Genomic DNA, 22,471 nt, shown 5'->3' with positions numbered 1-22,471 from the left:
GGTCTACGGGCTGCCGTAGGCCGCCCACCGTGCCAGAGCGAACGAGTCGGGCCTCCTGCCGGACCTCCACGGCGCCCGCGCCGGCGAGGTGCGCGGGACGGGCAGTTCTCTCTGTCGCATCTCTCTGTCGCAGCGCCGATTCACCGCCCTGGTGGGCCGCCCGCCGATGGCCTACCTCAGGTGGTGGCGCCTGACGTTCGCCGCCACCCTGCTCCGTGACACCCCCGACCCGGGGACCTCGACGGAGCATCACCCCACGCACCCCGGGTCCGGGGCCGGAGGGAGCGCCCGGTCACAAGAGGCGGACTCGGTCCCCTCCGGTGAGGATGAGGACGTGACTGGCCCCGGATACGGGGCAGGCGAGCGATGACCGCGTAAGCCCGAGAAGGGACGCACACCGTGGCACGACCCAGGATTCTCGTTGTCGGCGCCGGCTTTGCCGGGGTCGAGTGCGTACGCCGGCTGGAGCGCACCCTCGCTCCCGGTGAGGCGGAGATCGCGCTCGTCACTCCGTTCTCGTACCAGCTCTACCTGCCGTTGCTCCCTCAGGTCGCGTCCGGGGTCCTCACCCCGCAGTCGGTCGCCGTCTCCCTGCGGCGGAGCCGTCGCCACCGCACCCGGATCGTGCCGGGCGGGGCCATCGGAGTGGACACCAAGGCGAAGGTCTGCGTGGTCCGCAAGATCACGGACGAGATCGTGAACGAGCCCTACGACTACATCGTGATGGCCGCCGGCAGCGTCACGCGGACCTTCGACATCCCCGGGCTGGTGGACAACGCACGGGGCATGAAGACCCTGGCGGAGGCCGCCTACATCCGGGACCACGTCATCTCGCAGCTCGATCTGGCCGATGCCAGCCACGACGAGGAGGAGCGGGCGTCCCGGCTGCAGTTCGTGGTGGTGGGCGGGGGGTACGCCGGTACGGAGACGGCCGCGTGCCTGCAGCTGCTGACCAGCAACGCCGTCAAGCACTACCCCAGGCTGGACCCCAAGCTGATCAAGTGGCATCTGATCGACATCGCGCCCAAGCTCATGCCGGAGCTCGGTGACAAGCTCGGTCTCAGCGCCCTGGAGATCCTGCGCAAGCGCGGCATCGAGGTCTCGCTCGGCGTCTCCGTGGCGGAGGCGGGCCCGGACAAGGTGACCTTCACCGACGGCCGGGTGCTGCCCTGCCGGACGCTGATCTGGACGGCAGGGGTCGCGGCGAGCCCGCTCGTCGCGACCCTCGACGCCGAGACGGTACGCGGCCGGCTCGCCGTGACCCCGGAGATGGCCCTGCCCGGCGTCGACGGCGTGTTCGCGCTGGGCGACGCGGCGGCCGTGCCGGACCTGGCCAAGGGCGACGGGGCGATCTGCCCGCCCACCGCCCAGCACGCCATGCGTCAGGGCCGCAAGCTGGCGGACAACATCATCGCGTCCCTGCGTGGCCAGGCCCTGCAGCCCTACGTGCACAAGGACCTGGGACTCGTCGTGGACCTCGGTGGCCGGGACGCGGTGTCCAAGCCGCTGGGTATCGAGCTGCGGGGCATGCCGGCCCAGGCCGCCGCGCGCGGCTACCACTGGGCGGCCCTGCGGACGAACGTCGCCAAGACCCGGGTCATGACCAACTGGCTGCTCAACGCGATCGCCGGCGACGACTTCGTGCGCACGGGGTTCCAGGCGCGCAAGCAGGCCACGCTGCGCGACTTCGAGTACACCGACGCCTACCTCACGCCGGAGGAGATCCGCGCGCACACCGCGGGCGCGGACGCCCGCGGCTGAGCCGCCCCGCTCCGGCCCTCTCCCCCGGCTTCAGCCGCGCGGGCGGGGGGCCGGGGTCATGTGCGGCGGGAGAGCACCGTGTCGATCGTGTCCGCCCCCTGCGGCCCCTTGTCCTCCCGGTGGCGCAGGACACGGGCGAACCGCAGCGTGACACCGGCCGGATAGCGGGTGGAGTCCTGGAGACCGTCGTAGGCGATCTCCACGACGAGCTCCGGACGCACCGTCACCACGTGGCCGTCGTCGCCCGTGGACAGTTCCCCGAGGCGTTCCGTCTGCCAGGTGAGCATGGCGCCGTGAGCCCCTTGAAGGTCTTGCCCAGCATCACGAACGTGCCGTCCTGCCTGCGCGCCCCCAGATGGAGGTTGGAGAGCTTCCCGGTGCGCCGGCCGTGGCCCCACTCGGCTGCCAGGACCACGAGGTCCAGGGTGTGCACGGGTTTCAGGAGGCGCCCCGGCGGCCCGCGCTGTACGCCGCGGTACTTCCCTTGACCACGACGCCTTCGTGCCCGCGGGCCAGCGTGGCCTCGAAGAACGCGACGGCGGCCTCGCGCTGCACCTCGTCCGCGGGGTCCGCCACGACGAGGCGCCGTACGCGCATCGGTTCGGGGACCAGGGCCGCCAGCTCCCGGTGGCGTTCGGCGAGGGGGAGGTCGAGCAGTTCGCGTCCGTCCACGGACAGCACGTCGAAGAAGACGGGGACCACGGGGACGGCGTCCGCGACGGTGGCGACGTCGCGCCGGGAGCCCACCCGGGCGGCGGTCTCCTGGAACGGCCGGGGTCTCCCGTCGGTCCCGAGCGCGATCACCTCGCCGTCGAGGATGAAGGGGCCGCCGGGGAAGCCGCTCACCGCCGTGGCGAGTTCGGGGACCCGGTCGCTGATGTCGTCGAGCGTGCGGGTGTGGACGCGCACCCGGGGCCCGTCCCGGTGCACCTGGACGCGGATGCCGTCCAGCTTCTCCTCCACCGCGCAGGGCCCCAGCCGGTCGATCGCCTCGGTGACCGAGCGTGCGGTGTGCGCGAGCATGGGCTGGACCGGCCGGCCGACGGTGAGCCGGAAGGACGCGAGGGCCCCGGGGCCCTCGGCGAGCAGCGCACGGGCCACGAGGCCGAGGGACCCTGCGAGCATGACGGCGCGCCGCACCTCGGCGGGCGGGGCCCCGGCCGCACCGGCCAGGGCGTCGACGGCGACGGCGTCGAGCGCGCCCTGGCGGACCTCTCCGGTGAGCAGGGCCCGCAGGAATCTCTGTTCGTCCGCTGTGGCGGCTGTGAGCAGCCGCGTCAGCCGTTCCTTGCGGGCGGACTGTGAGCCCGGGCCGGACAGGGCGCCGATCGCCGTCAGCTCCGCGTCCGTAGCCGTCACGGTGAGCGTGGGAGTGGCCGCCGGCTCCACGGGGCCGCGCAGGGCGCTCCAGCCGATCCCGAGCCGCCCCTGCGGGAGCCGTCCGGCGAGATACGGGATGACGACCGGGACGTCTTCCGGCCCCGCCTCCCGGAAGAGTCCGGCCAGCAGGGCGGTCTTACGGGTCCGGGCCGACGTCGCGGCGACCTCCAGGGACACGTGGGCGAGCCGGGCGAGCAGCATGCGGCCATGGTCCCCCGGCGGCGGCCCGGGCGCTCCCGGAGAGCGCCCTGAGGTCAGATGACGTTGAGCGCCGCCGCGGCGCCCACTCCCCCGAGGATCATGAAGGCGGGCATCAGTACCTTGATCTCCACCCAGCTGCCTGCCCTGAAGCGCATCGCCTTCGGCGGTCCGAGGGCGTACCAGCGCTTACGGCCCAGCGGTATCGGCCACAGGATCGGGCAGCCCGAGACCGTGAGCGCGTCCCCGATGTCGTGGACGAGCGCGCCGAGCACGATCGGGAGCCCGAGCCAGAGGTACTCCTGACCGGGCGCGTCGAAGAGCCAGGTGGCGCCGTGGTCAGCCTTGTCGAGCACACCGGCGAGGATCCAGGCGCTGGTCGCGCCGAGGAGCCAGACGAGGACGTCGCTGGACACCCGGGCCGCGCGCCACAGGAGCCCTTCCACGGCAAGGACGAGGTGCACGAAGAGGATGGCCAGGACCGCCCACCGGCCGCCGGTGACGGCCGCGAGGGAACAGCCGGCACCGACCAGCACAGCCCAGAGCCAGGTGTGGGTGAGGGTGCGGTGACCGCCGGTCCTGCGGGGGTCGCCGGGGCCCTTGGTCGCCTTGTAGACCGCGTAGGAGAGTTTGTCGACGATCTCGCAGAGAGCCTTGGAGACGGGTCCGAAGGCCCGCGAGATGGTGGCCGACTTGTGGTCGAGGTCCGGGGCGAGCGCGGCGCCGGCGGTGATCAGGGCCCCGACGACCAGGACGGGCCAGGGCATGGCGTGGCCCGCGGCGGCCGCCGCGGCACCCACCCCCAGCCAGGCCGCCGCCCCTGACAGAGAGTGTGCCGGTCCCATCATGGCTGTTCCCGCCCCCATCGTGATTCGGCCTGGCGTCCAGGCCGGGCTGTCATTGCCTGTGCGAGACAGCCGAGTTGAGTGGGAAGCGTATCGTCCGTGATCTTCGCCGTGTCCGCCGGTTCCCTCATCCGGGCAGGAGACAGGCAAGATGGGGGCGTGACCCTTATCGATCAGCTGCCCCCGACCGCCGACCCGGACGCCCTCTTCGAGGCCTTCTCGTCATGGACCGAAACGCAGGGCATCACCCTCTACCCGGCTCAGGAGGAGGCGCTGATCGAGGTGGTCTCCGGGGCCAACGTGATCCTTTCCACTCCCACCGGCTCCGGAAAGAGCCTGGTCGCGGCGGGTGCGCACTTCACGGCGCTGGCCCAGGACAAGGTCACCTTCTACACCGCGCCGATCAAGGCGCTGGTCTCGGAGAAGTTCTTCGACCTGTGCAAGCTCTTCGGCACGGAGAACGTCGGCATGCTGACGGGCGACGCCTCGGTCAACGCCGACGCCCCGGTGATCTGCTGCACCGCCGAGGTGCTGGCGTCGATCGCGCTGCGTGACGGCAGGTACGCCGACATCGGCCAGGTCGTGATGGACGAGTTCCACTTCTACGCGGAGCAGGACCGCGGCTGGGCCTGGCAGATCCCGATCCTCGAGCTCCCGCAGGCACAGTTCGTGCTGATGTCGGCGACCCTCGGTGACGTCAAGATGTTCGAGGAGGACCTGACCCGGCGTACCGGCCGCCCGACGTCCGTGGTGCGCTCCGCGACCCGGCCGGTGCCGCTGAGCTACGAGTACCGGCTGACGCCGATCACGGAAACGCTCACCGAGCTCCTGGACACCCGGCAGTCGCCCGTCTACATCGTGCACTTCACGCAGGCGGCGGCCGTGGAGCGGGCGCAGTCGCTGATGAGCATCAACATGTGCACGAAGGAGGAGAAGGAGAAGATCGCCGACCTGATCGGCAGCTTCCGCTTCACCACCAAGTTCGGCCAGAACCTCTCCCGCTACGTGCGGCACGGGATCGGGGTGCACCACGCGGGGATGCTCCCCAAGTACCGCCGTCTCGTCGAGAAGCTCGCCCAGGCGGGCCTGCTGAAGGTGATCTGCGGGACGGACACCCTGGGCGTCGGCGTCAACGTGCCCATCCGCACGGTGCTGTTCACCGCGCTCACCAAGTACGACGGCACCCGGGTGCGTACGCTGCGCGCCCGTGAGTTCCACCAGATCGCGGGCCGCGCCGGCCGGGCGGGCTTCGACACCGCGGGATTCGTCGTCGCGCAGGCGCCCGAGCACGTCATCGAGAACGAGAAGGCCGTCAAGAAGGCCGGCGACGACCCCAAGAAGAAGCGCAAGGTGGTCCGCAAGAAGGCCCCCGAAGGCTTCGTCGCCTGGTCGGAGACCACCTTCGACAAGCTGATCCAGTCCGATCCCGAGCCGCTGACGTCGCGCTTCCGCGTCACTCACACCATGCTGCTGTCGGTGATCGCCCGGCCGGGCAACGCGTTCGCGGCGATGCGTCATCTGCTGGAGGACAACCACGAGCCGCGCAGGGCCCAGCTCCGGCACATCCGCCGTGCCATCGCGATCTACCGCTCGCTGCTCGACGGCGGTGTGGTGGAGCAGCTCGAGACCCCCGACGCGGAGGGCCGGATCGTCCGTCTCACCGTCGACCTCCAGCAGGACTTCGCACTCAACCAGCCGCTGTCCACCTTCGCGCTGGCAGCGTTCGACCTGCTGGATGCCGAATCCCCTTCGTACGCGCTGGACATGGTCTCCGTCGTCGAGTCGACGCTCGACGACCCGCGCCAGATCCTGGCCGCCCAGCAGAACAAGGCGCGGGGCGAGGCCGTCGGGCAGATGAAGGCGGACGGCGTCGAGTACGAGGAGCGGATGGAGCGGCTCCAGGAGGTCACGTACCCCAAGCCGCTGAGCGAGCTGCTCTGGCACGCGTACGACGTGTACCGGACCAGCCATCCGTGGGTCGGGGACCACCCGGTGTCGCCGAAGTCGGTGATCCGCGACATGTTCGAACGGGCCATGACCTTCACGGAGTTCACCTCGCACTACGAGCTGGCCCGCACCGAGGGCATCGTGCTGCGCTACCTGGCGAGCGCGTACAAGGCGCTCGAGCACACGATCCCGGACGACCTGAAGTCCGAGGACCTCCAGGACCTGATCGCCTGGCTGGGCGAGATGGTGCGCCAGGTGGACTCCAGTCTGCTGGACGAGTGGGAGCAGCTGGCCAACCCGGAGGTGGAGACCGCCGAGCAGGCGCAGGAGAAGGCCGACGAGGTCAAGCCGGTGACGGCGAACGCCCGTGCCTTCCGGGTCCTGGTCCGCAACGCGATGTTCCGGCGGGTGGAGCTGGCGGCCCTGGACCGGGTCCGCGACCTGGGCGAGCTGGACGGCGACGCGGGCTGGGACGAGGACGCCTGGGGCGAGGCGATGGACGCCTACTGGGACGAGCACGAGGACCTCGGCACGGGCCCGGATGCCCGGGGCCCGAAGCTGTTGAAGATCGACGAGGAGCCCGGGCTGTGGCGGGTGTGGCAGGCCTTCGCCGACCCGGCGGGCGACCACGACTGGGGAATTCGTGCGGAGGTCGATCTCGCGGCCTCCGACGAGGAGGGCCGCGCGGTCGTCCGGGTCACGGCCGTGGGCCGGCTGTGACGGCGCGCAGGCCAGGAGAGTGGAGAAGAACCGCATGACGAACCCCGCCGAAAGCCTGGTCGATCTGCTCGACCTGGAGCGGATCGAGGTCAACATCTTCCGTGGCCGCAGCCCCGAGGAGTCCCTGCAACGGGTCTTCGGGGGGCAGGTGGCGGGCCAGGCGCTGGTCGCGGCGGGCCGCACCACGGACGGCGACCGTCCGGTGCACTCGCTGCACGCGTACTTCCTGCGGCCCGGGCGCCCCGGCGTCCCGATCGTCTACGACGTGGAGCGGGTGAGGGACGGCCGGTCCTTCACCACGCGCCGGGTCACGGCGGTGCAGCAGGGCAGGACGATCTTCAATCTGACGGCTTCCTTCCACCGTCCGGAGGAGGCCGGCTTCGAGCACCAGCTGCCGCCGGCCCGTGTCGTGCCCGATCCGGACGAGCTGCCGACCGTCGCCGACGAGGTGCGTGAGCACCTGGGCGGCCTGCCGGAGGCCCTGGAGCGGATGGCCCGTCGCCAGCCCTTCGACATCCGCTACGTCGACCGGCTGCGCTGGACGCGGGAGGAGATCAAGGACGCCGACCCGCGGAGCGCGGTGTGGATGCGCGCGGTCGGCCCGCTGGGCGACGACCCGCTCGTCCACACCTGCGCGCTGACGTACGCGAGCGACATGACTCTGCTGGACGCGGTACGGATCCCGGTCGAGCCGCTCTGGGGGCCGCGCGGCTTCGACATGGCCTCGCTGGATCACGCCATGTGGTTCCACCGGCCGTTCCGGGCGGACGAGTGGTTCCTGTACGACCAGGAGTCGCCGATCGCCACGGGCGGCCGCGGGCTGGCCAGGGGGCGGATCTACGACCGTCAGGGGCAGTTGTTGGTGTCCGTGGTGCAGGAGGGGCTGTTCAGGCGGCTCGACGGCGCGTAGCCGGGGCGTGCGGGGTTGGTCAGGTGCCGGGCAACGGGTCCTGGTCGGCCTCGCGTCGTCGGCTGGGGATGTCCGGCCCCGGCGGGTGCAGTCTGGCGTCGCAGGAGGGACCGAGTCCGGTCCGCCGTGACCGTGTGCCGGTGAGAGGGCGCCCGCACAGGGCGCAGCGCACCGTGGTCCGGCCGGACGGCCGGGCCGGGCCGGCCTGCGGTTCGGGGAAATCGGGAAAGGGTTCGGGAGACTCCACGGAAGGATCTTCTCAAGCCGGTCCGACAGAGGGCGACGGAGAAGGCCCGTCGACCCGCTGGTGCGGGCGCCGGGGCGCTCTTGGCCGTGGTGGGGACGTTCGACAGCCGGCGCCCGGGCCCGGAGTTGGGACGGCAGCCCGGGTCCTGGCCCGGAGTGGGACGGCAGGAAGGGCGACGGTCAGTCCCGTTGCCGGTCGAGTGCCTCGTCGAGGGTCCGGGCGGCCGTGATCAGCGACAGGTGGGTGAACGCCTGTGGAAAATTACCGAGTTGCTCACCGCTGGGGCCGATCTCCTCGGCGAAGAGGCCGACGTGGTTGGCGTAGGTGAGCATCTTCTCGAACACGTACCGGGCGGGCCGCTGCGGCCCGCCCTGGCCAGGGCGTCGACGTAGAGGAACGTGCAGAGGCTGAAGGTGCCCTCCGAGCCGCGCAGGCCGTCCGGCAGGAGGTGCGCAGCCACCTCTGCCAGAAGTCGACCGTCTCCCAGAGCTGTTCGGTGACACCGTCGACGGTCAGGGGCGCCGGCGCGGACTCGTCCGCGCCGCAGACGGTGAACACGGCTGCCGCGGCCTGGCCCGAGGTCAGGGTGACGGCTCCGTGGACGTCGTCGCCCTCGCGCTCCAGGGGGATGCCGGTGCTCAGGTGGCAGGTGGTCCCCGCCGACCGGAACGACGCTCCCCGCGGGTTGATCTCCAGCGTGTGGGAGGCGCGGCCGTAGTCGAACCGTGGCCGGCACTCCATCGAGAACCGCACGGTGCCCCGCACCACGCGCACGGTCCGGAACAGCGTGTGCCGGGCGGTCGCGGCGCCCAAGGTGAGGGGGACCATCCAGTCGAGCACCTCGCCGACCCCGTCGGGTGGCATGAACCGGGTGACGAGCACAGCGGTGTCCGGGTAGTAGAGCTGCTTGCGTGAGCACGCGGGATCGTCGGGGGACAGCCGGAAGAGGCCCCCGCGGTCGTGGGCGAGGAGCGCGGCGAAGATGCTCGGGAAATCGAAACGGGGTGCGGTGAACCAGTCGACGACGCCCTCCGCCGAAACCAGCGCGCCCGTCTGCAGGTCGCCCACCAGTCCGTGCGCGGCTATGGGAGGGTATCGGTCCATGACCGTCCGATCTCCGTCATATCCCCGAGAAGGCCACTATCCGGCAAACGCCTCCCGGCCGCTCCCCCAGCCCCGAGGGACCGCCGCGTGGACATGATCCAGGTCCGGGCCGTCAGCCCGCCGGACCTCACCGGGCAGGTCGAGGAGCTCCTCGCCGGGAGTCCCCACGTCCTCAACCTGATCGTGCAGCGGGGCGCCGCGCGCAACCCGGACGGCGACTCCGTCTCCTGCGACGTGCTGACGGGCGCCGCGAACGAGATCCTCCACGGCCTGCGGGAACTGCGGGTCGACCTGCGCGGGTCCCTGGTCATCGCACCGGTCGGCATGGCGTTCTCGGGGCGCGCCTCGCAGGAGGCGGCCGGCGACCTCGGGGCACTGGCCGGCGCGCCCGTCTGGGAGCAGGTGGAGGCGCGCATCCGGTCCGAGGGGAGGTACGCGCCGAGCTTCTACCTCTACCTGGTCATCGCGGGCCTCATCGGCTCGGTCGGCATCGTCACGAACTCGCAGATCCTGATCGTCGGGGCGATGGTCGTGGGGCCCGAGTACGGGGCGATCGTCGCCGTGGCCCTGGGCATCGACCGGGGGGACCGGACGATGATCCGCACAGGCCTGTCCGCCCTCTGCTCGGGACTGCTGCTGACCATCGCGGTCACCTTCCTCTTCAGCCTGCTCATCCGCGGGTTCGGTCTCCAGTCGGAGGCGTTCGACCGAGGACTGCGGCCGGTCTCCGACCTGATCAACACGCCGAACTTCTTCTCCTTCGCCGTCGCGGGCCTGGCCGGCGTGGTCGGCATCGTGTCGCTCACCGAGGCCCGCGCGAGCGCCCTGCTCGGGGTGTTCATCTCCGTCACCACCATTCCGGCGGCCGCGGCCATCAGCGTCTCCACGGCCTTCGCCAGCTGGTCCGAGGCGCGGGGTGCGCTCATCCAGCTCCTGGTCAACATCACGGTGCTCATCGCGGTGGGCGCGGCCGCGCTCAGGTGCCAGCGTGCGGTCTGGCGGCGCGTGGGCGCCGACCGGACGCGCAAGGGCACAGCCTGAGTCCGCGCGGGGCCGGGCGGCCGAAATCGGCCCGGCCCGGGATGATGGGAGGCAGGCCGCCCCCACGGCCCCGCACGCAGCCAGGAGGGCCGTCATGCCCCAGGAACGCACCTCTCCGCTCCGCGCCGTACCGGGCGCGACGCCCCAGGAACGGGCCGCGCTCGGCAAGGCCGCGCGCAAACGGGCCCCCAGATCCAGCCAGGACACGTACGAGCCGCCGGCGGGCCGGCCGGACCCGCTCACCCTTCTGGAGGCCCAGTCGGCGGCCCGGGTGCAGGAACTGGTCCCGATCCGCTACGGACGCATGACGGAGTCGCCGTTCCGCTTCTACCGGGGGGCTGCGGCCGTCATGGCGTCCGATCTGGCGGGAACGCCGGCGTCCGGAATCAGGGCCCAGCTCTGCGGCGACGCCCATCTCCTGAACTTCAGGCTGCTCGCCTCCCCCGAGCGCAATCTGCTGTTCGACATCAACGACTTCGACGAGACGCTCCCGGGACCGTGGGAATGGGACGTCAAGCGGCTGGCCGCCAGTCTCGTCATCGCCGGGCGCGCCAACGGCTTCACGGAGAAGGAACGGGCCCGGATCGTACGGGCGACCGTGCGGTCGTACCGGGAGTCGATGATCCGGTTCGCGGGCATGCGCAATCTCGACGTCTGGTACACGAAGACCGATGTGGACCGCCTCAGGACCGTGGCAGCCGACCGTCTCACCGCCCCGGGCCGCAGACGCGTGGCCAGAGCGGCGGCCAAGGCCCGCACCAGGGACAGCCTGCAGGCGTTCGGCAAACTGACCGAGGTGGCCGGCGGGCGGCTGCGGATCGCCTCGGACGCGCCGCTGATCGTGCCGCTCGGGGAGCTGCTGCCCGATGCGGAACGCCGGGTGGCGGAAGGGCAGTTGCGTAAGCTTCTGCAGGGCTACGGCCGCAGTCTCCCCTCGGACCGCAGGGCCCTGCTCTCCGACTTCCGGCCCGTGGACATGGCCCGGAAGGTCGTCGGTGTGGGAAGCGTCGGGACGCGTTGCTGGATCATCCTCCTGCTGGGCAGGGACGGCGAGGACCCCCTCTTCCTCCAGGCCAAGGAGGCGGACACCTCGGTACTGGCCCCGCACGCGGGGGCGAGCGCGTACCGGAACCAGGGCCGGCGGGTCGTGGCCGGCCAGCGCCTGATGCAGGCGGCCGGTGACATCTTCCTGGGCTGGGAGCGCGTCGACGGCTTCGACGGGAAGCGACGGGACTTCTACGTGCGCCAGTTGCGCGACTGGAAGGGCATCGCCGAACCGGAGGCGATGGTGCCGCGGGGCATGGGCGCCTTCGGGGAGTTGTGCGGGTCGACACTGGCCCGTGCGCACGCCCGGTCCGGTGACCGCGTCGCCATCGCGGCGTATCTGGGCCGGAGCGACGTGTTCGACCGGGCGCTGGAGAGGTTCGCCGAGCTCTACGCCGATCAGAACGAGCGGGACCACCGGGCGCTGGTCGACGCGGTGGCCGCGGGCCGGCTCCCGGCGGCCGAGGAGGACCGCGGCTGACGCCGCCGCCGATTCACCACCCGTCGACAGCGGGTACATCACAGACATAAGCGGACATCGTGGTATCACCGTGAGGACCCCGGCTCGGGCGGTTCGACCCGGCCGGGACCCGACACCGAGGAGACCATGACCATGTCGGCCGAACGGGCAGGGGCACCCGGCACGGAGTCACCGGATCCGCTCAGGGTGATCCGGACCCGGGGATACACGGTACTTCTGATCATGGTCGCCATCCTCGGAGTCCCCATCTCCGCCGCGGCGTTCGGCTTCCTGGCGCTCGTCCACGAGATCCAGTCCCTGACCTACGAGGACCTCCCCCGCGCGCTGGGCTTCCACGGCACGCCCTCCTGGTGGCCGGTGCCGCTGCTGGCAGCGTCGGGCCTGCTGACCGGCCTGGCCATCCGCCACCTCCCCGGAACGGGCGGGCACAGGCCCGCCGAGGGGCTCTCGACCGGAGCGGCGCCGACGGCCGCCGAACTTCCCGGGGTCGCGCTCGCCGCCGTGGCCTCCCTCGGGCTCGGCGCGGTCCTCGGCCCCGAGGCCCCCCTGATCGCCCTGGGCGGCGGGCTGGCGGTGTACGCGGCGCGCCTGCTCAAGCCCGGCATCGAGCCGAGCGCGGGCGCCATGGTGGCCGCCGCGGGCAGCTTCGCGGCCGTGAGCGCCCTGCTGGGATCGCCGCTCCTCGGCGCCTTCCTGCTGATGGAGGCGTCAGGACTCGCGGGGATGATGCTCGGGCTCGTCCTCGTGCCGGGGCTGCTCGCCTCGGGGATCGGCTCGCTCATCTTCGTCGGCCTGGGGTCGTGGACAGGCCTGGGGACGTACTCCCTGACCCTCCCCCACGTGCCACACACCCCCCAGCCCACGTTCGCCGAGTTCGGCTGGGCCGTCGCACTGGGGGCGGCCGCAGCTCTCGCGGGCACCGGCATCAAGAAGCTGTCGCTCTCGCTGCAGGGGCGTGTCGAGCAGCGGCGCGTGATCACGACGGTGGTGATGGGACTGGCCGTCGGCGTCCTCGCGCTCCTCTACGCCGAGAGCACGGGGAGGGACGCGTCCGAGGTGCTGTACTCGGGTCAGGACGATATGGGCGGCCTGCTCGCCCAGGACGCGACGTACACCGCCGCCACGCTCCTCGTGCTGATCCTCTGCAAGGCGCTCGCGTACTCCGCCTCCCTGGGCGCCTTCAGGGGCGGGCCGATCTTCCCTGCCATGTTCCTCGGAGCGGCGGCCGGGCTGACGCTGTCGCACCTGCCCGGCCTGAACGCGACCTCCGGCTTCGCGATGGGGATCGGCGCCATGTGTGTGGCGATGCTCCGCCTGCCGATGACGTCGGTTCTGCTGGCCACGCTGCTGCTGGGATCCGAGGGCATCACCGTCATGCCGCTCGTGATCGTCTCCGTGGTGGTCTCCTACGTCCTCGTGCTCAGGCTCGAGCGTCCTGGTGCGGCGCCGAGCACAGCGCCCAGATGACGAAGACGTTGATCGCGATGAGGACGATGGACCAGAGGGGGTAGTACGGGAGCCAGAGGAAGTTGGCGAGGGCGAGGAGTCCGGCGAGCACGACGCCGACGCCGCGCGCCCAGAGCGCTCCGCTGAACAGCACGGCGCAGCCGGCGACCACGACGACGATGCCGAGGATGAGGTGCACCCAGCCCCAGCCCGTCAGGCTGAACTGGAACACGTAGTTGTCGGTCGAGACGAACAGGTCGTCCTTGGCGAGGGCGGAGATCCCCTCGAAGAGCGCCATGGCGCCACCGAAGATCATCATCACCCCCGCGAAGACGGCCCGGCCGGACGGGCCGGCCTTGCGCGCCGCGGCGGAGTCGTGATCCGTCCGCATCCCACTCGTACTTCCAGCCATGTCGGCCTCCTGGGCTCCGTGGTCACAGTGCGACACAAGGCGCAATACATCTCATATCGCGCTTATCAGACTGACACGCCATCACGCGATCGGCACGCGGGCCACCCAGAGCAGTCCCAGAAAAGAGATATGATCCCGGATATGAGAGAGGAAGGGGTGCCGGACACCGTCGACGACCGCCTCGCGGCGCGACTGGGCACACTGCGCACCGAACACGGCTGGTCCCTGGACGAGCTGTCCCGCCGCGCCGGGGTGAGCCGCTCGACCCTGTCGCGGCTGGAGCGCGGCGAGCTGAGCCCCACCACCGCCACGCTCGGGCGGCTCTGCACCGTCTACGGGCGGACGATGTCCCGGCTCCTGATGGAGCTCGAGGCTGAGCCGCCCCGGCTGGTCCCCGCCGCGCGGCAGCCCGTGTGGCGGGACGAGGAGGCGGGCTTCGTACGCCGGTCCGTGTCGCCGCCGCACCCGGGGCTGCGCGCCGAGGTAGTCGAGAGCACGCTCGACGCCGGCGCCGGGATCGCCTACGCGGACGCGCCCGTGCCCGGTGTGGAGCAGCACGTCTGGGTGCTCGAAGGCACGCTCGGGATCACGGTCGACGACGCCCTGCACACCCTGCGTGAGGGCGACTGCCTGCGCTTCCGGCTGCGCGGCCCCTCGCATTTCCACTGCCCGGGCCCCGAGCGGGTCCGCTACGCCCTGATGATCGTCCTGCCGTGAACGTGAGAGGACCTGCTTCATGACCGAGATCGTCCCCGTGTCCGGCCCCGAACTGGTCACCTACGCCGATGAGCTCGCCGCCCTGCTGATCGAGGCCGTGGAGGGCGGGGCGTCCGTGGGCTTCCTCGCCCCGCTGGAGAGGACCGCGGCCGCCGGCTGGTGGCGGGAGCGGGCCGCCGTCGTCGAGTCGGGGAGCGTCCACATCTGGATCGCCCGTGACGACGAGCGGGTGGCGGGCACGATCAGCCTGGTCAGGACGACTCTGCCCAACGCCCGGCACCGTGCGGAGGTCGCCAAGCTCGTGGTCAGGCCCTCCGCGCGCGGCCGGGGGGTCGGCCGGGCACTGCTGACGGCGGCCGAATCCTTCGCCGTCGGCGAGGGGCTGACACTCCTGGTCCTGGACACCGAGACGGGAAGCGACGCGGAAGCGCTCTACAGCGCGGCGGGCTGGACGCCGTGCGGTTCCGTCCCGGACTACGCGACCGACCCGTACGGAGCGCTCAGGCCGACCACCCTCTACTACCGGAGGCTCGGCCCCCAGGACCCCCAGGAAGGGCCGTCACAATGAGGGTGACGCCACGCTACCGAGGAGACATCCCATGACGCTGCACGACATCCAGCTCCGCACGCTCACCGGCGAACCGACCACGCTGGGGGCCTACGAGGGCTCGGCGGTCCTGCTGGTGAACGTCGCTTCCCGGTGCGGCCTCACCCCGCAGTACGCCGGCCTGGAGAGGCTCCAGAAGGAGTACGGGGACCGGGGGTTCACCGTCCTCGGGGTGCCCTGCAACCAGTTCGCGGGCCAGGAGCCGGGTACCGCCGAGGAGATCCAGACGTTCTGCTCGACGACGTACGGGGTCAGTTTCCCGCTCCTGGAGAAGATCGACGTCAACGGCGAGAACCGCCACCCGCTGTACACGGAGCTGACGAAGCTCGACGACGCCGAGGGCGCCGCCGGGGACGTCCAGTGGAACTTCGAGAAGTTCCTCATCTCCCCTGCGGGCGAGCCGGTCGCCCGGATCCGGCCGCGCACCGAGCCGGACGCCCCCGAGGTCGTGGCCGCCATCGAGGCGCAGCTGCCGCGGAAGTAGGGCGGACGGAGCGAGGGGCCCGGACCGGTGCGACGGCCCCGGCCCCTCGCGCCGGACTAGCGGATCGGCATCCCCGAGAGGGTACGGGCGATCACCAGGCGCTGGATCTCGCTCGTGCCCTCGAAGATGGTGTAGATCGCCGCGTCCCGGTGCATGCGCTCGACCGGGTACTCGCGGGTGAAGCCGTTGCCGCCGAGGATCTGCACGGCCTGGGCCGTGACCGACTTGGCCGTCTCGCTCGCGTACAGCTTCGACATCGAGCCCTCGGCCGCGGTGAACGGCTTGCCGGCGCTGGCCATCCAGGAGGCGCGCCAGACGAGGAGCCGTGCGGCGTCGATCTGCGTCCGCATGTCGGCCAGCTGGAAGGCGATGCCCTGGTTGTCGATGATCGGGCGGCCGAACTGGGTCCGTGTCTTCGCGTAGTCGAGCGCGACCTCGTAGGCGGCGCGGGCGGTGCCGACCGCCATGGCCCCGACGGCGGGGCGCGACGCCTCGAAGGTGGCCATCGCCGCGTTCTTGACCCTCTCACTCCGTTCGCCACCGGACCTGGCGCGCTCACGGGCGCGGGCGAGGCGCTCGTCGAGCTTCTCCTTGCCGCCGAGCAGGCAGTGACCGGGGACACGGACGTCCTCGAGGACGACCTCGGCCGTGTGCGAGGCGCGGATGCCGTGCTTCTTGAACTTCTGTCCCTGCGAGAGGCCGGGAGTGGCCGGCGGGACGATGAAGGAGGCATGCCCCTTCGAGCCCAGTTCGGGGTCCACGACGGCGACGACGACATGGACGTTGGCGATTCCGCCGTTGGTCGCCCAGGTCTTGGTGCCGTTGAGCACCCACTCGTCCTTCGCCTCGTCGTACACCGCGCGGGTGCGCATGGAGGCCACGTCCGAGCCCGCGTCCGGCTCGGAGGAGCAGAAGGCGGCGACCTTCACGTCGTCGGCGTCCCCGTACATCTGGGGGATCCAGGTGCCGATCTGTTCCTCGGTGCCGTTGGCGAGGACCCCGACGGCCGCGAGGCCCGTCCCGACGATCGACAGGGCGATGCCCGCGTCGCCCCAGAACAGCTCCTCCATGGCCATGGGGATGCCGAGACCCGTAGGGTCGAAGAACTGCTGGGCGTAGAAGTCCAGGGAGTAGATGCCTACCTTGGCCGCCTCCTGGATGACGGGCCAGGGCGTTTCCTCACGCTCGTCCCACTCCGAAGCGGCCGGCCGGATCACCTCGGCGGCGAATCCGTGCAGCCAGTCACGGACCTGCTTCTGGTCGTCGTTGAGCTCGAGCGTGAACTCGGCCATGGTTCCCTCCATGCACTTCCGGATAAACCCGTTACTAGCGGTAACAACAGTCTGTTACCAGCAAGTAGCCTCTGTCAACCGGCCGACGGCTGATCCGCGCACGGCAGAGCAGGGTGTTACGTTGCCCGGGCGTGACGAGATCGCAGGACAGCTGGGTGGGGCGGGAGATACGGCATGGAGACCACAAGAGGGGCCGAACGGCAGCGGACGGCGGCCGAACGCCGCCGCCGGGAACTGCTCGAAGCGGCGGACCGGGTGGTGCTCAGGGACGGCCCGCAGGCCTCGATGAACGCGATCGCCGCGGAGGCCGGGATCACCAAGCCCATCCTCTACCGGCACTTCGGCGACAAGGGCGGCCTCTACCGCGCCCTCGCCAAACGCCACACCGACGCCCTGCTGAGCGCCCTGCGGGCCGCACTCGACGCACCCTCCGAGCGGCGCGAGCGGGTCGAGGCGACCCTGGACACCTATCTCACGGCGATCGAGGCACGGCCGCAGGTGTACCGCTTCCTCATGCATCCGTCCGACGACGCCGCCCCCTCTCCCGAGCAGGGTTTCGACGTCGGACGGCACTCGGCCCCGCTGCTGCGCCGCCTCGGCGAGGAGCTGGGCAAGGTGATCGTGGAGCGGGTCGACCTGGGCCCGGACAGTGAGCAGATGGCCCGCATCTGGGGACACGGGATCGTCGGCATGATGCACGCGGCCGGCGACTGGTGGCTGGGTGACCGTCCGTGCTCACGCGAGCAGCTCGTGCGCAGCCTCGCCGACCTGCTCTGGGGCAGGCTGTCCGAGGCGGGCGACCGGCCGGGCGGCCAGGGGTTCTGAGATCGCGCCCGCCACCGGGGCCCTTCAGCCGCCGTCCGCGCTCCCCCACGGTGCCCGCCGGGCCGCGCGCAGCGCCCTGGCGCGGCGCAGGCCCGTCAGCCGGTCCGTGTAGATCAGGCCGTCGAGGTGGTCGCACTCGTGCTGCAGACAGCGGGCGAACCACCCGGTGCCGGTGACCCTCACCGGCTCCCCCGTGACCGTACGGCCCTCGACCACCGCGTGGTCGAGGCGCGGGGTGCCCGCTTCGAGGCCGGGAAGCGAGAGGCAGCCCTCCGGTCCGCGTACGGTGATGCCGTCCGCCTCGACGAGTACCGGATTGACGAGATGGCCCAGGTGCCTGACCTCGTCGTCGTCCGGACAGTCGTAGACGAACACCCTGAGCGGGACGCCGATCTGGTTCGCGGCGAGCCCGACACCGTTCGCCGCGTACATGGTGGCGAACATGTCCTCCACCAGCCGGGCGAGCGACGGGCCGAAGTCGGTGACGTCGTCGCACGGGCTGTGGAGCACCGGGGCGCCGAACAGACTCACGGCACGAACGCGTCCGGAACTGCCGGGGATCGGGCGGTTTCGCATGGGGAGAAGCGTACGTTCCACGCGACCTCCACGTTCCCCGTGGTGCCGAGGTGCGGGCGGCGGGCCGGACATCGATAGGCTGGGTGCGGACTTACGCAAGGAGGATCTAGGACGATGGCAGGCAACACGGAGCCGTTGTCGCCGCGGGCCAAGCTCGCCGTGACGGCGGGCAAGGCCGCGGCGGCGGTGTCGCGCGCTGCGGGGCGCGGCAGCGGATCGGTGATCGGCGGCCGGGTGGCGCTCAAGCTCGACCCCGACCTGCTCGGGCGGCTGGCGCAGCACCTGGACGTGATCCTCGTGTCCGCGACGAACGGCAAGACGACCACGACCCGGCTGATCGCGGAGGCACTGGGGGCCGCGGGGCCCGTCGTGTCGAACGCGCTCGGAGCCAACATGCCCGCGGGGATCACTTCCGCGCTGGCCGGGGGCTCGGACGCGCGGTACGGCGTGATCGAGGTCGACGAGAAGTACCTCGCCGGAGTGGCCCGGGACACGACACCGAAGGTGATCGCGCTGCTCAACCTCTCCCGCGACCAGCTGGACCGCGCGGCGGAGACCCGGATGCTGGCCGAGAAGTGGCGTGAGGGCCTGTCGGGCTCCAAGGCCGTGATCGTGGCCAACGCCGACGACCCGCTGGTCGTCTGGGCCGCCTCCTCCTCCCCCAACGTGGTGTGGGTCGCGGCGGGGCAGGCGTGGAAGGACGACGCCTGGTCCTGCCCGTCCTGCGGCGGTGTGATGCAGCGCCCCGGTGACGACTGGTTCTGCGGCGAGTGCGGCTTCCGCCGCCCCGCCCCCAGCTGGGCGCTGAACGGCGACTACGTCCTGGACCCGCACGGCTCCGCGTGGCCGATCCACCTGCAGCTGCCGGGCCGGGCCAACAAGGCCAACGCCACGAGTTCGGCGGCCGTGGCCGCGGTCTTCGGCGTGCCGCCCCAGGTCGCCCTGGAGCGCATGTACCAGGTGCAGGCCGTGGCCGGCCGGTACGACGTCGTCACCTTCCTCGGCCGTGAGCTCCGGCTCCTGCTGGCGAAGAACCCGGCGGGCTGGCTCGAGACGTTCTCCCTGATCGACCCGCCGCCCACCCCGGTGATCCTCTCGGTGAACGCCCGCGGCGCCGACGGTACGGACACGTCCTGGCTGTGGGACGTGGACTACACCCAGCTCTACGGTCACCCGATCTTCGTGCTCGGCGACCGCAAGCTGGACCTGGCGGTCCGGCTCGAGGTGGCCGGTCTCGACTTCCGTGTGTGCGAGTCCCTGGACGAGGCCGTCCAGATGGCTCCGCCCGGCCGTATCGAGGTCATCGCCAACTACACCGCCTTCCAGGATCTGCGCCGTCGTGTCGGCAACTGACCCCCGCGCGGGCAACCCCCGGAGAGGACGAAGCATGAGCAACAACAGCCTGCGGCTGGTGTGGGTCTACCCCGACCTCCTCAGCACCTACGGCGACCAGGGCAACGCCCTGGTGGTGGAGCGCCGGGCACGCCAGCGCGGTCTCGACGTGTCGCGCGTGGACGTGCGCAGCGACCAGCCCATCCCGACGTCGGGCGACATCTACCTGATCGGCGGCGGTGAGGACCGGCCGCAGCGTCTCGCCGCGGAGCGGCTGCGCCGTGACGGCGGACTGAGCAGGGCCGCGGCGAACGGCGCGATCATCTTCTCGGTCTGCGCCGGCTACCAGATCCTCGGCCACGAGTTCATCAACGACCTCGGCGAGCGCGAGCCCGGCCTCGGGCTGCTCGACGTCGTCTCGACCCGCGGCGAGGGTACCCGGTGCGTGGGCGACGTGCTCGGGGACATCGACCCGAACCTCGGCCTGCCGCCGCTGACCGGCTTCGAGAACCACCAGGGCGTCACCCATCTCGGCCCGTCCGCGCGCCCGCTCGCCCGGGTGCGGCTCGGCCGGGGCAACGGCACCGGGGACGGCACGGAGGGCGCGTACAACGACACCGTGTTCGGCACCTACATGCACGGGCCCGTCCTGGCGCGCAACCCGCTCATCGCGGACCTGCTGCTGAAGCTGGCCCTGGACGTGAACGCGCTGCCGCCGAGTGACGACCGGTGGTACGAGGCGCTGCGCGCCGAGCGGATCGCCGCGGCGACCCAGCCGGCCTGACCGCGTCACCGTACGGACCGACCCCCTCCCCGAGGGGGCCGGTCCGTACGCGGATGCCCCGTGTACATCCGTGGGACGTCCATCAGTCGGACAGTGGGTTCGGTCCGGCCACCCCGCGCCGGTAGGGTGGCGGGGATCCAACCGGACGACGTGGTCCGGCGTCGGCCCACGTTGCAAAGGTTTCCCGGGCAATGCGAATTGGTGTGCTCACCTCCGGCGGCGACTGCCCCGGCCTCAACGCCGTCATCCGTTCCGTCGTGCACCGTGCGGTGGTCGACCACGGCGACGAGGTCATCGGCTTCCACGACGGGTGGAAGGGCCTCCTCGAGTGCGACTACCGCAAGCTCGACCTCGACGCGGTCGGCGGCATCCTCGCCCGCGGCGGCACGATCCTCGGCTCCTCCCGTGTCCAGCCCGCGCACCTGCGTGACGGCGTGGAGCGCGCGAAGGGCCACGTCGCCGAGCTCGGCCTGGACGCGATCATCCCGATCGGCGGCGAAGGCACGCTGAAGGCGGCCAACCTCCTCTCCGAGGCGGGGCTGCCCATCGTCGGTGTTCCCAAGACCATCGACAACGACATCGCCTCCACCGATGTGACCTTCGGCTTCGACACGGCCGTCGGGGTCGCCACCGAGGCGCTGGACCGGCTGAAGACGACGGCCGAGTCGCACCAGCGGGTGCTGATCGTCGAGGTCATGGGGCGGCACACCGGCTGGATCGCCCTGCACTCCGGCATGGCGGCCGGCGCGCACGCCATCGTCGTACCCGAGCGGCCCTTCGACATCGACGAGCTGACCGAGCTGGTGGGCCGGCGCTTCTCGGACGGGAAGAAGTTCGCGATCGTCGTCGTCGCGGAGGGCGCGAAGCCCCGCGAGGGCTCGATGGAATTCAGCCAGGGCAAGAAGGACATCTACGGGCACGAGCGCTTCGCCGGTGTGGCGACGCAGCTCTCCGGCGAGCTGGAGCAGCGCCTCGGCAAGGAGGCCCGCCCGGTGATCCTCGGCCATGTGCAGCGAGGCGGCACCCCGACCGCGTACGACCGTGTCCTGGCCACCCGCTTCGGCTGGCACGCGGTGGAGGCGGCTCACCGCGGCGAGTTCGGCATGATGACGGCGCTGCGCGGCACGGGCATCACGATGGTCCCGCTGGCAGCGGCCGTGGAGACCCTCAAGACGGTCCCGGCCGAGCGCTACGCCGAGGCTCAGGTCGTGCTCTGACCGTCACGACACCCCATGGACCGCCCCCGGCCGCACCCGCGGCCGGGGGCGGTTCTAGTCTGGACCGGACAACCGGCACGAAACGGGGACGTCCCCAGCGGGAGTGAACAGATGGATCACAGCGGGCACGGCATGAACATGGATCTGCCGCCGTTCACGCTGGTACGTGGGCTCGAGTTCTCCGCGGACCCGTTCTTCCTGATCGGCTGCGTCGCGGCCCTCGTCCTGTACGGCTACGGGGTCCTGCGGCTGCGTGCGCGGGGCGACGGCTGGCCGGTCAACCGGACCGTCTTCTTCGTCCTCGGCGTGCTGTCCATCGCCCTGGTGATGTGCACGGGACTCAACGACTACGGCATGGTCATGTTCAGCGTGCACATGGTGCAGCACATGGTGATCAGCATGGTGTCGCCGATCCTGCTGCTACTGGGTGCCCCGGTGACGCTGGCGCTGCGGGCGCTGCCGGTGGCCGGCCGGGGCCGCACGGGGCCGCGCGAACTGCTGCTCAAGCTGCTCCACAGCCGCTACATGAAGATCATCACGCATCCGGTGTTCACGATCCCGCTCTTCATCGCGAGCCTGTACGGGTTGTACTTCACTCCGCTGTTCGACTTCCTGATGGAGTCCAAGGCGGGTCACCTCACGATGATGGTGCACTTCCTGGCGGTCGGCCTGGTGTTCTTCTGGCCGATCATGGGCGTGGACCCCGGCCCGCACAGGCCCGGATACGTGATGCGGATGCTGGAGCTGTTCGCGGGCATGCCGTTCCACGCGTTCTTCGGGATCGCGCTGATGATGGCCACCCAGCCGATGGTGAAGGCGTACGAGAATCCGCCCGCCTCCCTCGGCATCGACGCGTTGAGCGACCAGTCGATGGCGGGTGGCATCGCGTGGGCGTTCAGCGAGATCCCGTCCGTGCTGGTCCTGATCGCGCTGGTCTTCCAGTGGTACCGCTCCGAGCAGCGGACGGCCAAGCGCTCCGACCGCGCGGCGGACCGGGACGACGACAAGGAGCTGAAGGCGTACAACGCCTATCTCGCCTCATTGCAGGCACGCGGACAGTAGCGGTGGACGTGCCCCAGGGGTGACCATGGCTTCAACGGC

At 71.2% G+C, this 22,471-nt stretch carries 20 protein-coding genes and 3 pseudogenes; 15 read left to right on the top strand and 8 right to left on the bottom strand.

Features of this window, described 5'->3' with window-relative positions:
- Positions 1 to 133: 133 nt before the first annotated feature.
- Positions 134 to 230: pseudogene (locus B9S57_RS35980) on the top strand (AraC family transcriptional regulator); the annotation flags it as partial.
- Positions 231 to 399: 169 nt separating this feature from the next.
- Positions 400 to 1,761: an NAD(P)/FAD-dependent oxidoreductase gene (locus B9S57_RS28400; RefSeq protein WP_103760032.1), complete on the top strand. Its 1,362-nt coding sequence runs from the start codon at positions 400 to 402 to the stop codon at positions 1,759 to 1,761.
- A 56-nt stretch (positions 1,762 to 1,817) separates the two neighbouring features.
- Here the strand turns inward: B9S57_RS28400 and B9S57_RS28395 are convergent.
- Together B9S57_RS28395 and B9S57_RS28390 are read right to left on the bottom strand one after the other, a co-directional pair.
- A pseudogene (locus B9S57_RS28395) lies at positions 1,818 to 3,342 on the bottom strand (ATP-dependent DNA ligase).
- Between the two features lie 53 nt (positions 3,343 to 3,395).
- Entirely contained in the window at positions 3,396 to 4,187 is a 792-nt protein-coding gene (locus B9S57_RS28390; protein WP_103760031.1) for a metal-dependent hydrolase, read from the bottom strand.
- A 156-nt stretch (positions 4,188 to 4,343) separates the two neighbouring features.
- On the opposite strand from B9S57_RS28390, the gene B9S57_RS28385 reads away from it, so the two are divergent.
- Together B9S57_RS28385 and B9S57_RS28380 are read left to right on the top strand one after the other, a co-directional pair.
- On the top strand, positions 4,344 to 6,851 hold the full coding sequence (locus tag B9S57_RS28385; protein WP_103760030.1) for an RNA helicase: 2,508 nt from the start codon (positions 4,344 to 4,346) through the stop codon (positions 6,849 to 6,851).
- 34 nt (positions 6,852 to 6,885) lie between these two features.
- Positions 6,886 to 7,761 carry an acyl-CoA thioesterase II gene (locus B9S57_RS28380; protein WP_103760088.1) on the top strand — a complete coding sequence of 292 codons (876 nt, stop codon included), beginning with the start codon at positions 6,886 to 6,888 and terminating at the stop codon, positions 7,759 to 7,761.
- A gap of 19 nt (positions 7,762 to 7,780) precedes the next feature.
- On the opposite strand, the gene B9S57_RS35020 is transcribed toward B9S57_RS28380, so the two are convergent.
- The gene (locus tag B9S57_RS35020; RefSeq protein WP_103760029.1) at positions 7,781 to 8,008 is read right to left on the bottom strand and encodes a DUF6011 domain-containing protein; all 228 of its coding nucleotides are present in this window, start codon (positions 8,006 to 8,008) and stop codon (positions 7,781 to 7,783) included.
- Positions 8,009 to 8,187: 179 nt separating this feature from the next.
- Positions 8,188 to 9,112 (bottom strand): annotated as a pseudogene (locus B9S57_RS28370) (trehalase-like domain-containing protein).
- A gap of 87 nt (positions 9,113 to 9,199) precedes the next feature.
- Between B9S57_RS28370 and B9S57_RS28365 the strand changes: the two are divergent.
- Both B9S57_RS28365 and B9S57_RS28360 read left to right on the top strand, forming a co-directional pair.
- A complete protein-coding gene (locus B9S57_RS28365) occupies positions 9,200 to 10,153 on the top strand; it encodes a DUF389 domain-containing protein (RefSeq protein ID WP_103760028.1) in 954 nt (317 codons plus the stop codon).
- Positions 10,154 to 10,247: 94 nt separating this feature from the next.
- Complete coding sequence (locus B9S57_RS28360) at positions 10,248 to 11,678, top strand: DUF2252 domain-containing protein (protein ID WP_103760027.1); 1,431 nt, start codon at positions 10,248 to 10,250, stop codon at positions 11,676 to 11,678.
- 65 nt (positions 11,679 to 11,743) lie between these two features.
- Here B9S57_RS28360 and B9S57_RS35975 read toward each other — a convergent pair whose 3' ends face one another.
- Positions 11,744 to 11,902: a hypothetical protein gene (locus B9S57_RS35975; RefSeq protein WP_258036679.1), complete on the bottom strand. Its 159-nt coding sequence runs from the start codon at positions 11,900 to 11,902 to the stop codon at positions 11,744 to 11,746.
- Between B9S57_RS35975 and B9S57_RS28355 the strand changes: the two genes are divergently transcribed.
- The gene (locus B9S57_RS28355) at positions 11,901 to 13,145 is read left to right on the top strand and encodes a chloride channel protein (protein ID WP_258036678.1); all 1,245 of its coding nucleotides are present in this window, start codon (positions 11,901 to 11,903) and stop codon (positions 13,143 to 13,145) included. The genes B9S57_RS35975 and B9S57_RS28355 overlap by 2 nt on opposite strands.
- Here the strand turns inward: B9S57_RS28355 and B9S57_RS28350 are convergent.
- On the bottom strand, positions 13,099 to 13,536 hold the full coding sequence (locus B9S57_RS28350) for a hypothetical protein (protein ID WP_103760026.1): 438 nt from the start codon (positions 13,534 to 13,536) through the stop codon (positions 13,099 to 13,101). The genes B9S57_RS28355 and B9S57_RS28350 overlap by 47 nt on opposite strands.
- 141 nt (positions 13,537 to 13,677) lie before the next feature.
- Here B9S57_RS28350 and B9S57_RS28345 point away from each other — a divergent pair, with 141 nt between their 5' ends.
- Genes B9S57_RS28345 through B9S57_RS28335 form a run of 3 tightly spaced genes read left to right on the top strand, consistent with a single transcriptional unit; the run spans position 13,678 to position 15,344 of the window.
- A complete protein-coding gene (locus tag B9S57_RS28345) occupies positions 13,678 to 14,253 on the top strand; it encodes a helix-turn-helix domain-containing protein (protein ID WP_103760025.1) in 576 nt (191 codons plus the stop codon).
- A gap of 19 nt (positions 14,254 to 14,272) precedes the next feature.
- On the top strand, positions 14,273 to 14,821 hold the full coding sequence (locus B9S57_RS28340) for a GNAT family N-acetyltransferase (protein ID WP_103760024.1): 549 nt from the start codon (positions 14,273 to 14,275) through the stop codon (positions 14,819 to 14,821).
- A 31-nt stretch (positions 14,822 to 14,852) separates the two neighbouring features.
- Positions 14,853 to 15,344, top strand: coding sequence for a glutathione peroxidase (locus tag B9S57_RS28335; protein ID WP_103760023.1), 492 nt, complete (start codon positions 14,853 to 14,855; stop codon positions 15,342 to 15,344).
- A gap of 56 nt (positions 15,345 to 15,400) precedes the next feature.
- On the opposite strand, the gene B9S57_RS28330 is transcribed toward B9S57_RS28335, so the two are convergent.
- Positions 15,401 to 16,636 carry an acyl-CoA dehydrogenase family protein gene (locus B9S57_RS28330; RefSeq protein WP_103760022.1) on the bottom strand — a complete coding sequence of 412 codons (1,236 nt, stop codon included), beginning with the start codon at positions 16,634 to 16,636 and terminating at the stop codon, positions 15,401 to 15,403.
- Between the two features lie 174 nt (positions 16,637 to 16,810).
- Between B9S57_RS28330 and B9S57_RS28325 the strand changes: the two genes are divergently transcribed.
- Positions 16,811 to 17,461 (top strand): TetR family transcriptional regulator, encoded by a 651-nt coding sequence (locus B9S57_RS28325; protein WP_103760021.1) that lies wholly within the window; start codon positions 16,811 to 16,813, stop codon positions 17,459 to 17,461.
- A gap of 24 nt (positions 17,462 to 17,485) precedes the next feature.
- Here the strand turns inward: B9S57_RS28325 and def are convergent, their stop codons facing one another.
- Entirely contained in the window at positions 17,486 to 18,037 is a 552-nt protein-coding gene (def, locus tag B9S57_RS28320) for a peptide deformylase (RefSeq protein WP_103760020.1), read from the bottom strand.
- Positions 18,038 to 18,151: 114 nt separating this feature from the next.
- Between def and B9S57_RS28315 the strand changes: the two genes are divergently transcribed.
- From B9S57_RS28315 to B9S57_RS28300, 4 genes are all read left to right on the top strand, one after another.
- Positions 18,152 to 19,390 (top strand): MurT ligase domain-containing protein, encoded by a 1,239-nt coding sequence (locus B9S57_RS28315; protein WP_103760019.1) that lies wholly within the window; start codon positions 18,152 to 18,154, stop codon positions 19,388 to 19,390.
- A gap of 34 nt (positions 19,391 to 19,424) precedes the next feature.
- Positions 19,425 to 20,153 carry a type 1 glutamine amidotransferase gene (locus B9S57_RS28310; protein WP_103760018.1) on the top strand — a complete coding sequence of 243 codons (729 nt, stop codon included), beginning with the start codon at positions 19,425 to 19,427 and terminating at the stop codon, positions 20,151 to 20,153.
- A gap of 191 nt (positions 20,154 to 20,344) precedes the next feature.
- Positions 20,345 to 21,370: a 6-phosphofructokinase gene (locus tag B9S57_RS28305; RefSeq protein WP_103760017.1), complete on the top strand. Its 1,026-nt coding sequence runs from the start codon at positions 20,345 to 20,347 to the stop codon at positions 21,368 to 21,370.
- Positions 21,371 to 21,481: 111 nt separating this feature from the next.
- Positions 21,482 to 22,432, top strand: a complete 951-nt coding sequence (locus tag B9S57_RS28300; protein WP_103760016.1) for a cytochrome c oxidase assembly protein — start codon at positions 21,482 to 21,484, stop codon at positions 22,430 to 22,432.
- Positions 22,433 to 22,471: the final 39 nt, after the last annotated feature.

This window comes from Streptomyces sp. SM10 (genome assembly GCF_002910915.1).
Lineage (GTDB): Bacteria > Actinomycetota > Actinomycetes > Streptomycetales > Streptomycetaceae > Streptomyces.
The sequence above is the reverse complement of the archived record's forward strand: the minus strand, read 5'-3'. Positions and strand labels throughout refer to the sequence as shown.

Excerpts from the sequence above, each read along its gene's own strand:
- B9S57_RS28380 (WP_103760088.1), top strand. The coding sequence starts at position 6,886 with ATGACGAACCCCGCCGAAAGCCTGGTCGATCTGCTCGACCTGGAGCGG.
- B9S57_RS28340 (WP_103760024.1), top strand. The coding sequence starts at position 14,273 with ATGACCGAGATCGTCCCCGTGTCCGGCCCCGAACTGGTCACCTACGCC.
- B9S57_RS28325 (WP_103760021.1), top strand. The coding sequence starts at position 16,811 with ATGGAGACCACAAGAGGGGCCGAACGGCAGCGGACGGCGGCCGAACGC.
- B9S57_RS28315 (WP_103760019.1), top strand. The coding sequence starts at position 18,152 with ATGGCAGGCAACACGGAGCCGTTGTCGCCGCGGGCCAAGCTCGCCGTG.
- B9S57_RS28360 (WP_103760027.1), top strand. The coding sequence starts at position 10,248 with ATGCCCCAGGAACGCACCTCTCCGCTCCGCGCCGTACCGGGCGCGACG.
- B9S57_RS28390 (WP_103760031.1), bottom strand. The coding sequence starts at position 4,187 with ATGATGGGACCGGCACACTCTCTGTCAGGGGCGGCGGCCTGGCTGGGG.
- B9S57_RS28300 (WP_103760016.1), top strand. The coding sequence starts at position 21,482 with ATGGATCACAGCGGGCACGGCATGAACATGGATCTGCCGCCGTTCACG.
- B9S57_RS28345 (WP_103760025.1), top strand. The coding sequence starts at position 13,678 with ATGAGAGAGGAAGGGGTGCCGGACACCGTCGACGACCGCCTCGCGGCG.
- B9S57_RS28350 (WP_103760026.1), bottom strand. The coding sequence starts at position 13,536 with ATGGCTGGAAGTACGAGTGGGATGCGGACGGATCACGACTCCGCCGCG.
- B9S57_RS28330 (WP_103760022.1), bottom strand. The coding sequence starts at position 16,636 with ATGGCCGAGTTCACGCTCGAGCTCAACGACGACCAGAAGCAGGTCCGT.
- def (WP_103760020.1), bottom strand. The coding sequence starts at position 18,037 with ATGCGAAACCGCCCGATCCCCGGCAGTTCCGGACGCGTTCGTGCCGTG.
- B9S57_RS35975 (WP_258036679.1), bottom strand. The coding sequence starts at position 11,902 with ATGATCAGAAGTACCGTGTATCCCCGGGTCCGGATCACCCTGAGCGGA.
- B9S57_RS28310 (WP_103760018.1), top strand. The coding sequence starts at position 19,425 with ATGAGCAACAACAGCCTGCGGCTGGTGTGGGTCTACCCCGACCTCCTC.
- B9S57_RS28305 (WP_103760017.1), top strand. The coding sequence starts at position 20,345 with ATGCGAATTGGTGTGCTCACCTCCGGCGGCGACTGCCCCGGCCTCAAC.
- B9S57_RS28335 (WP_103760023.1), top strand. The coding sequence starts at position 14,853 with ATGACGCTGCACGACATCCAGCTCCGCACGCTCACCGGCGAACCGACC.
- B9S57_RS28355 (WP_258036678.1), top strand. The coding sequence starts at position 11,901 with ATGGTCGCCATCCTCGGAGTCCCCATCTCCGCCGCGGCGTTCGGCTTC.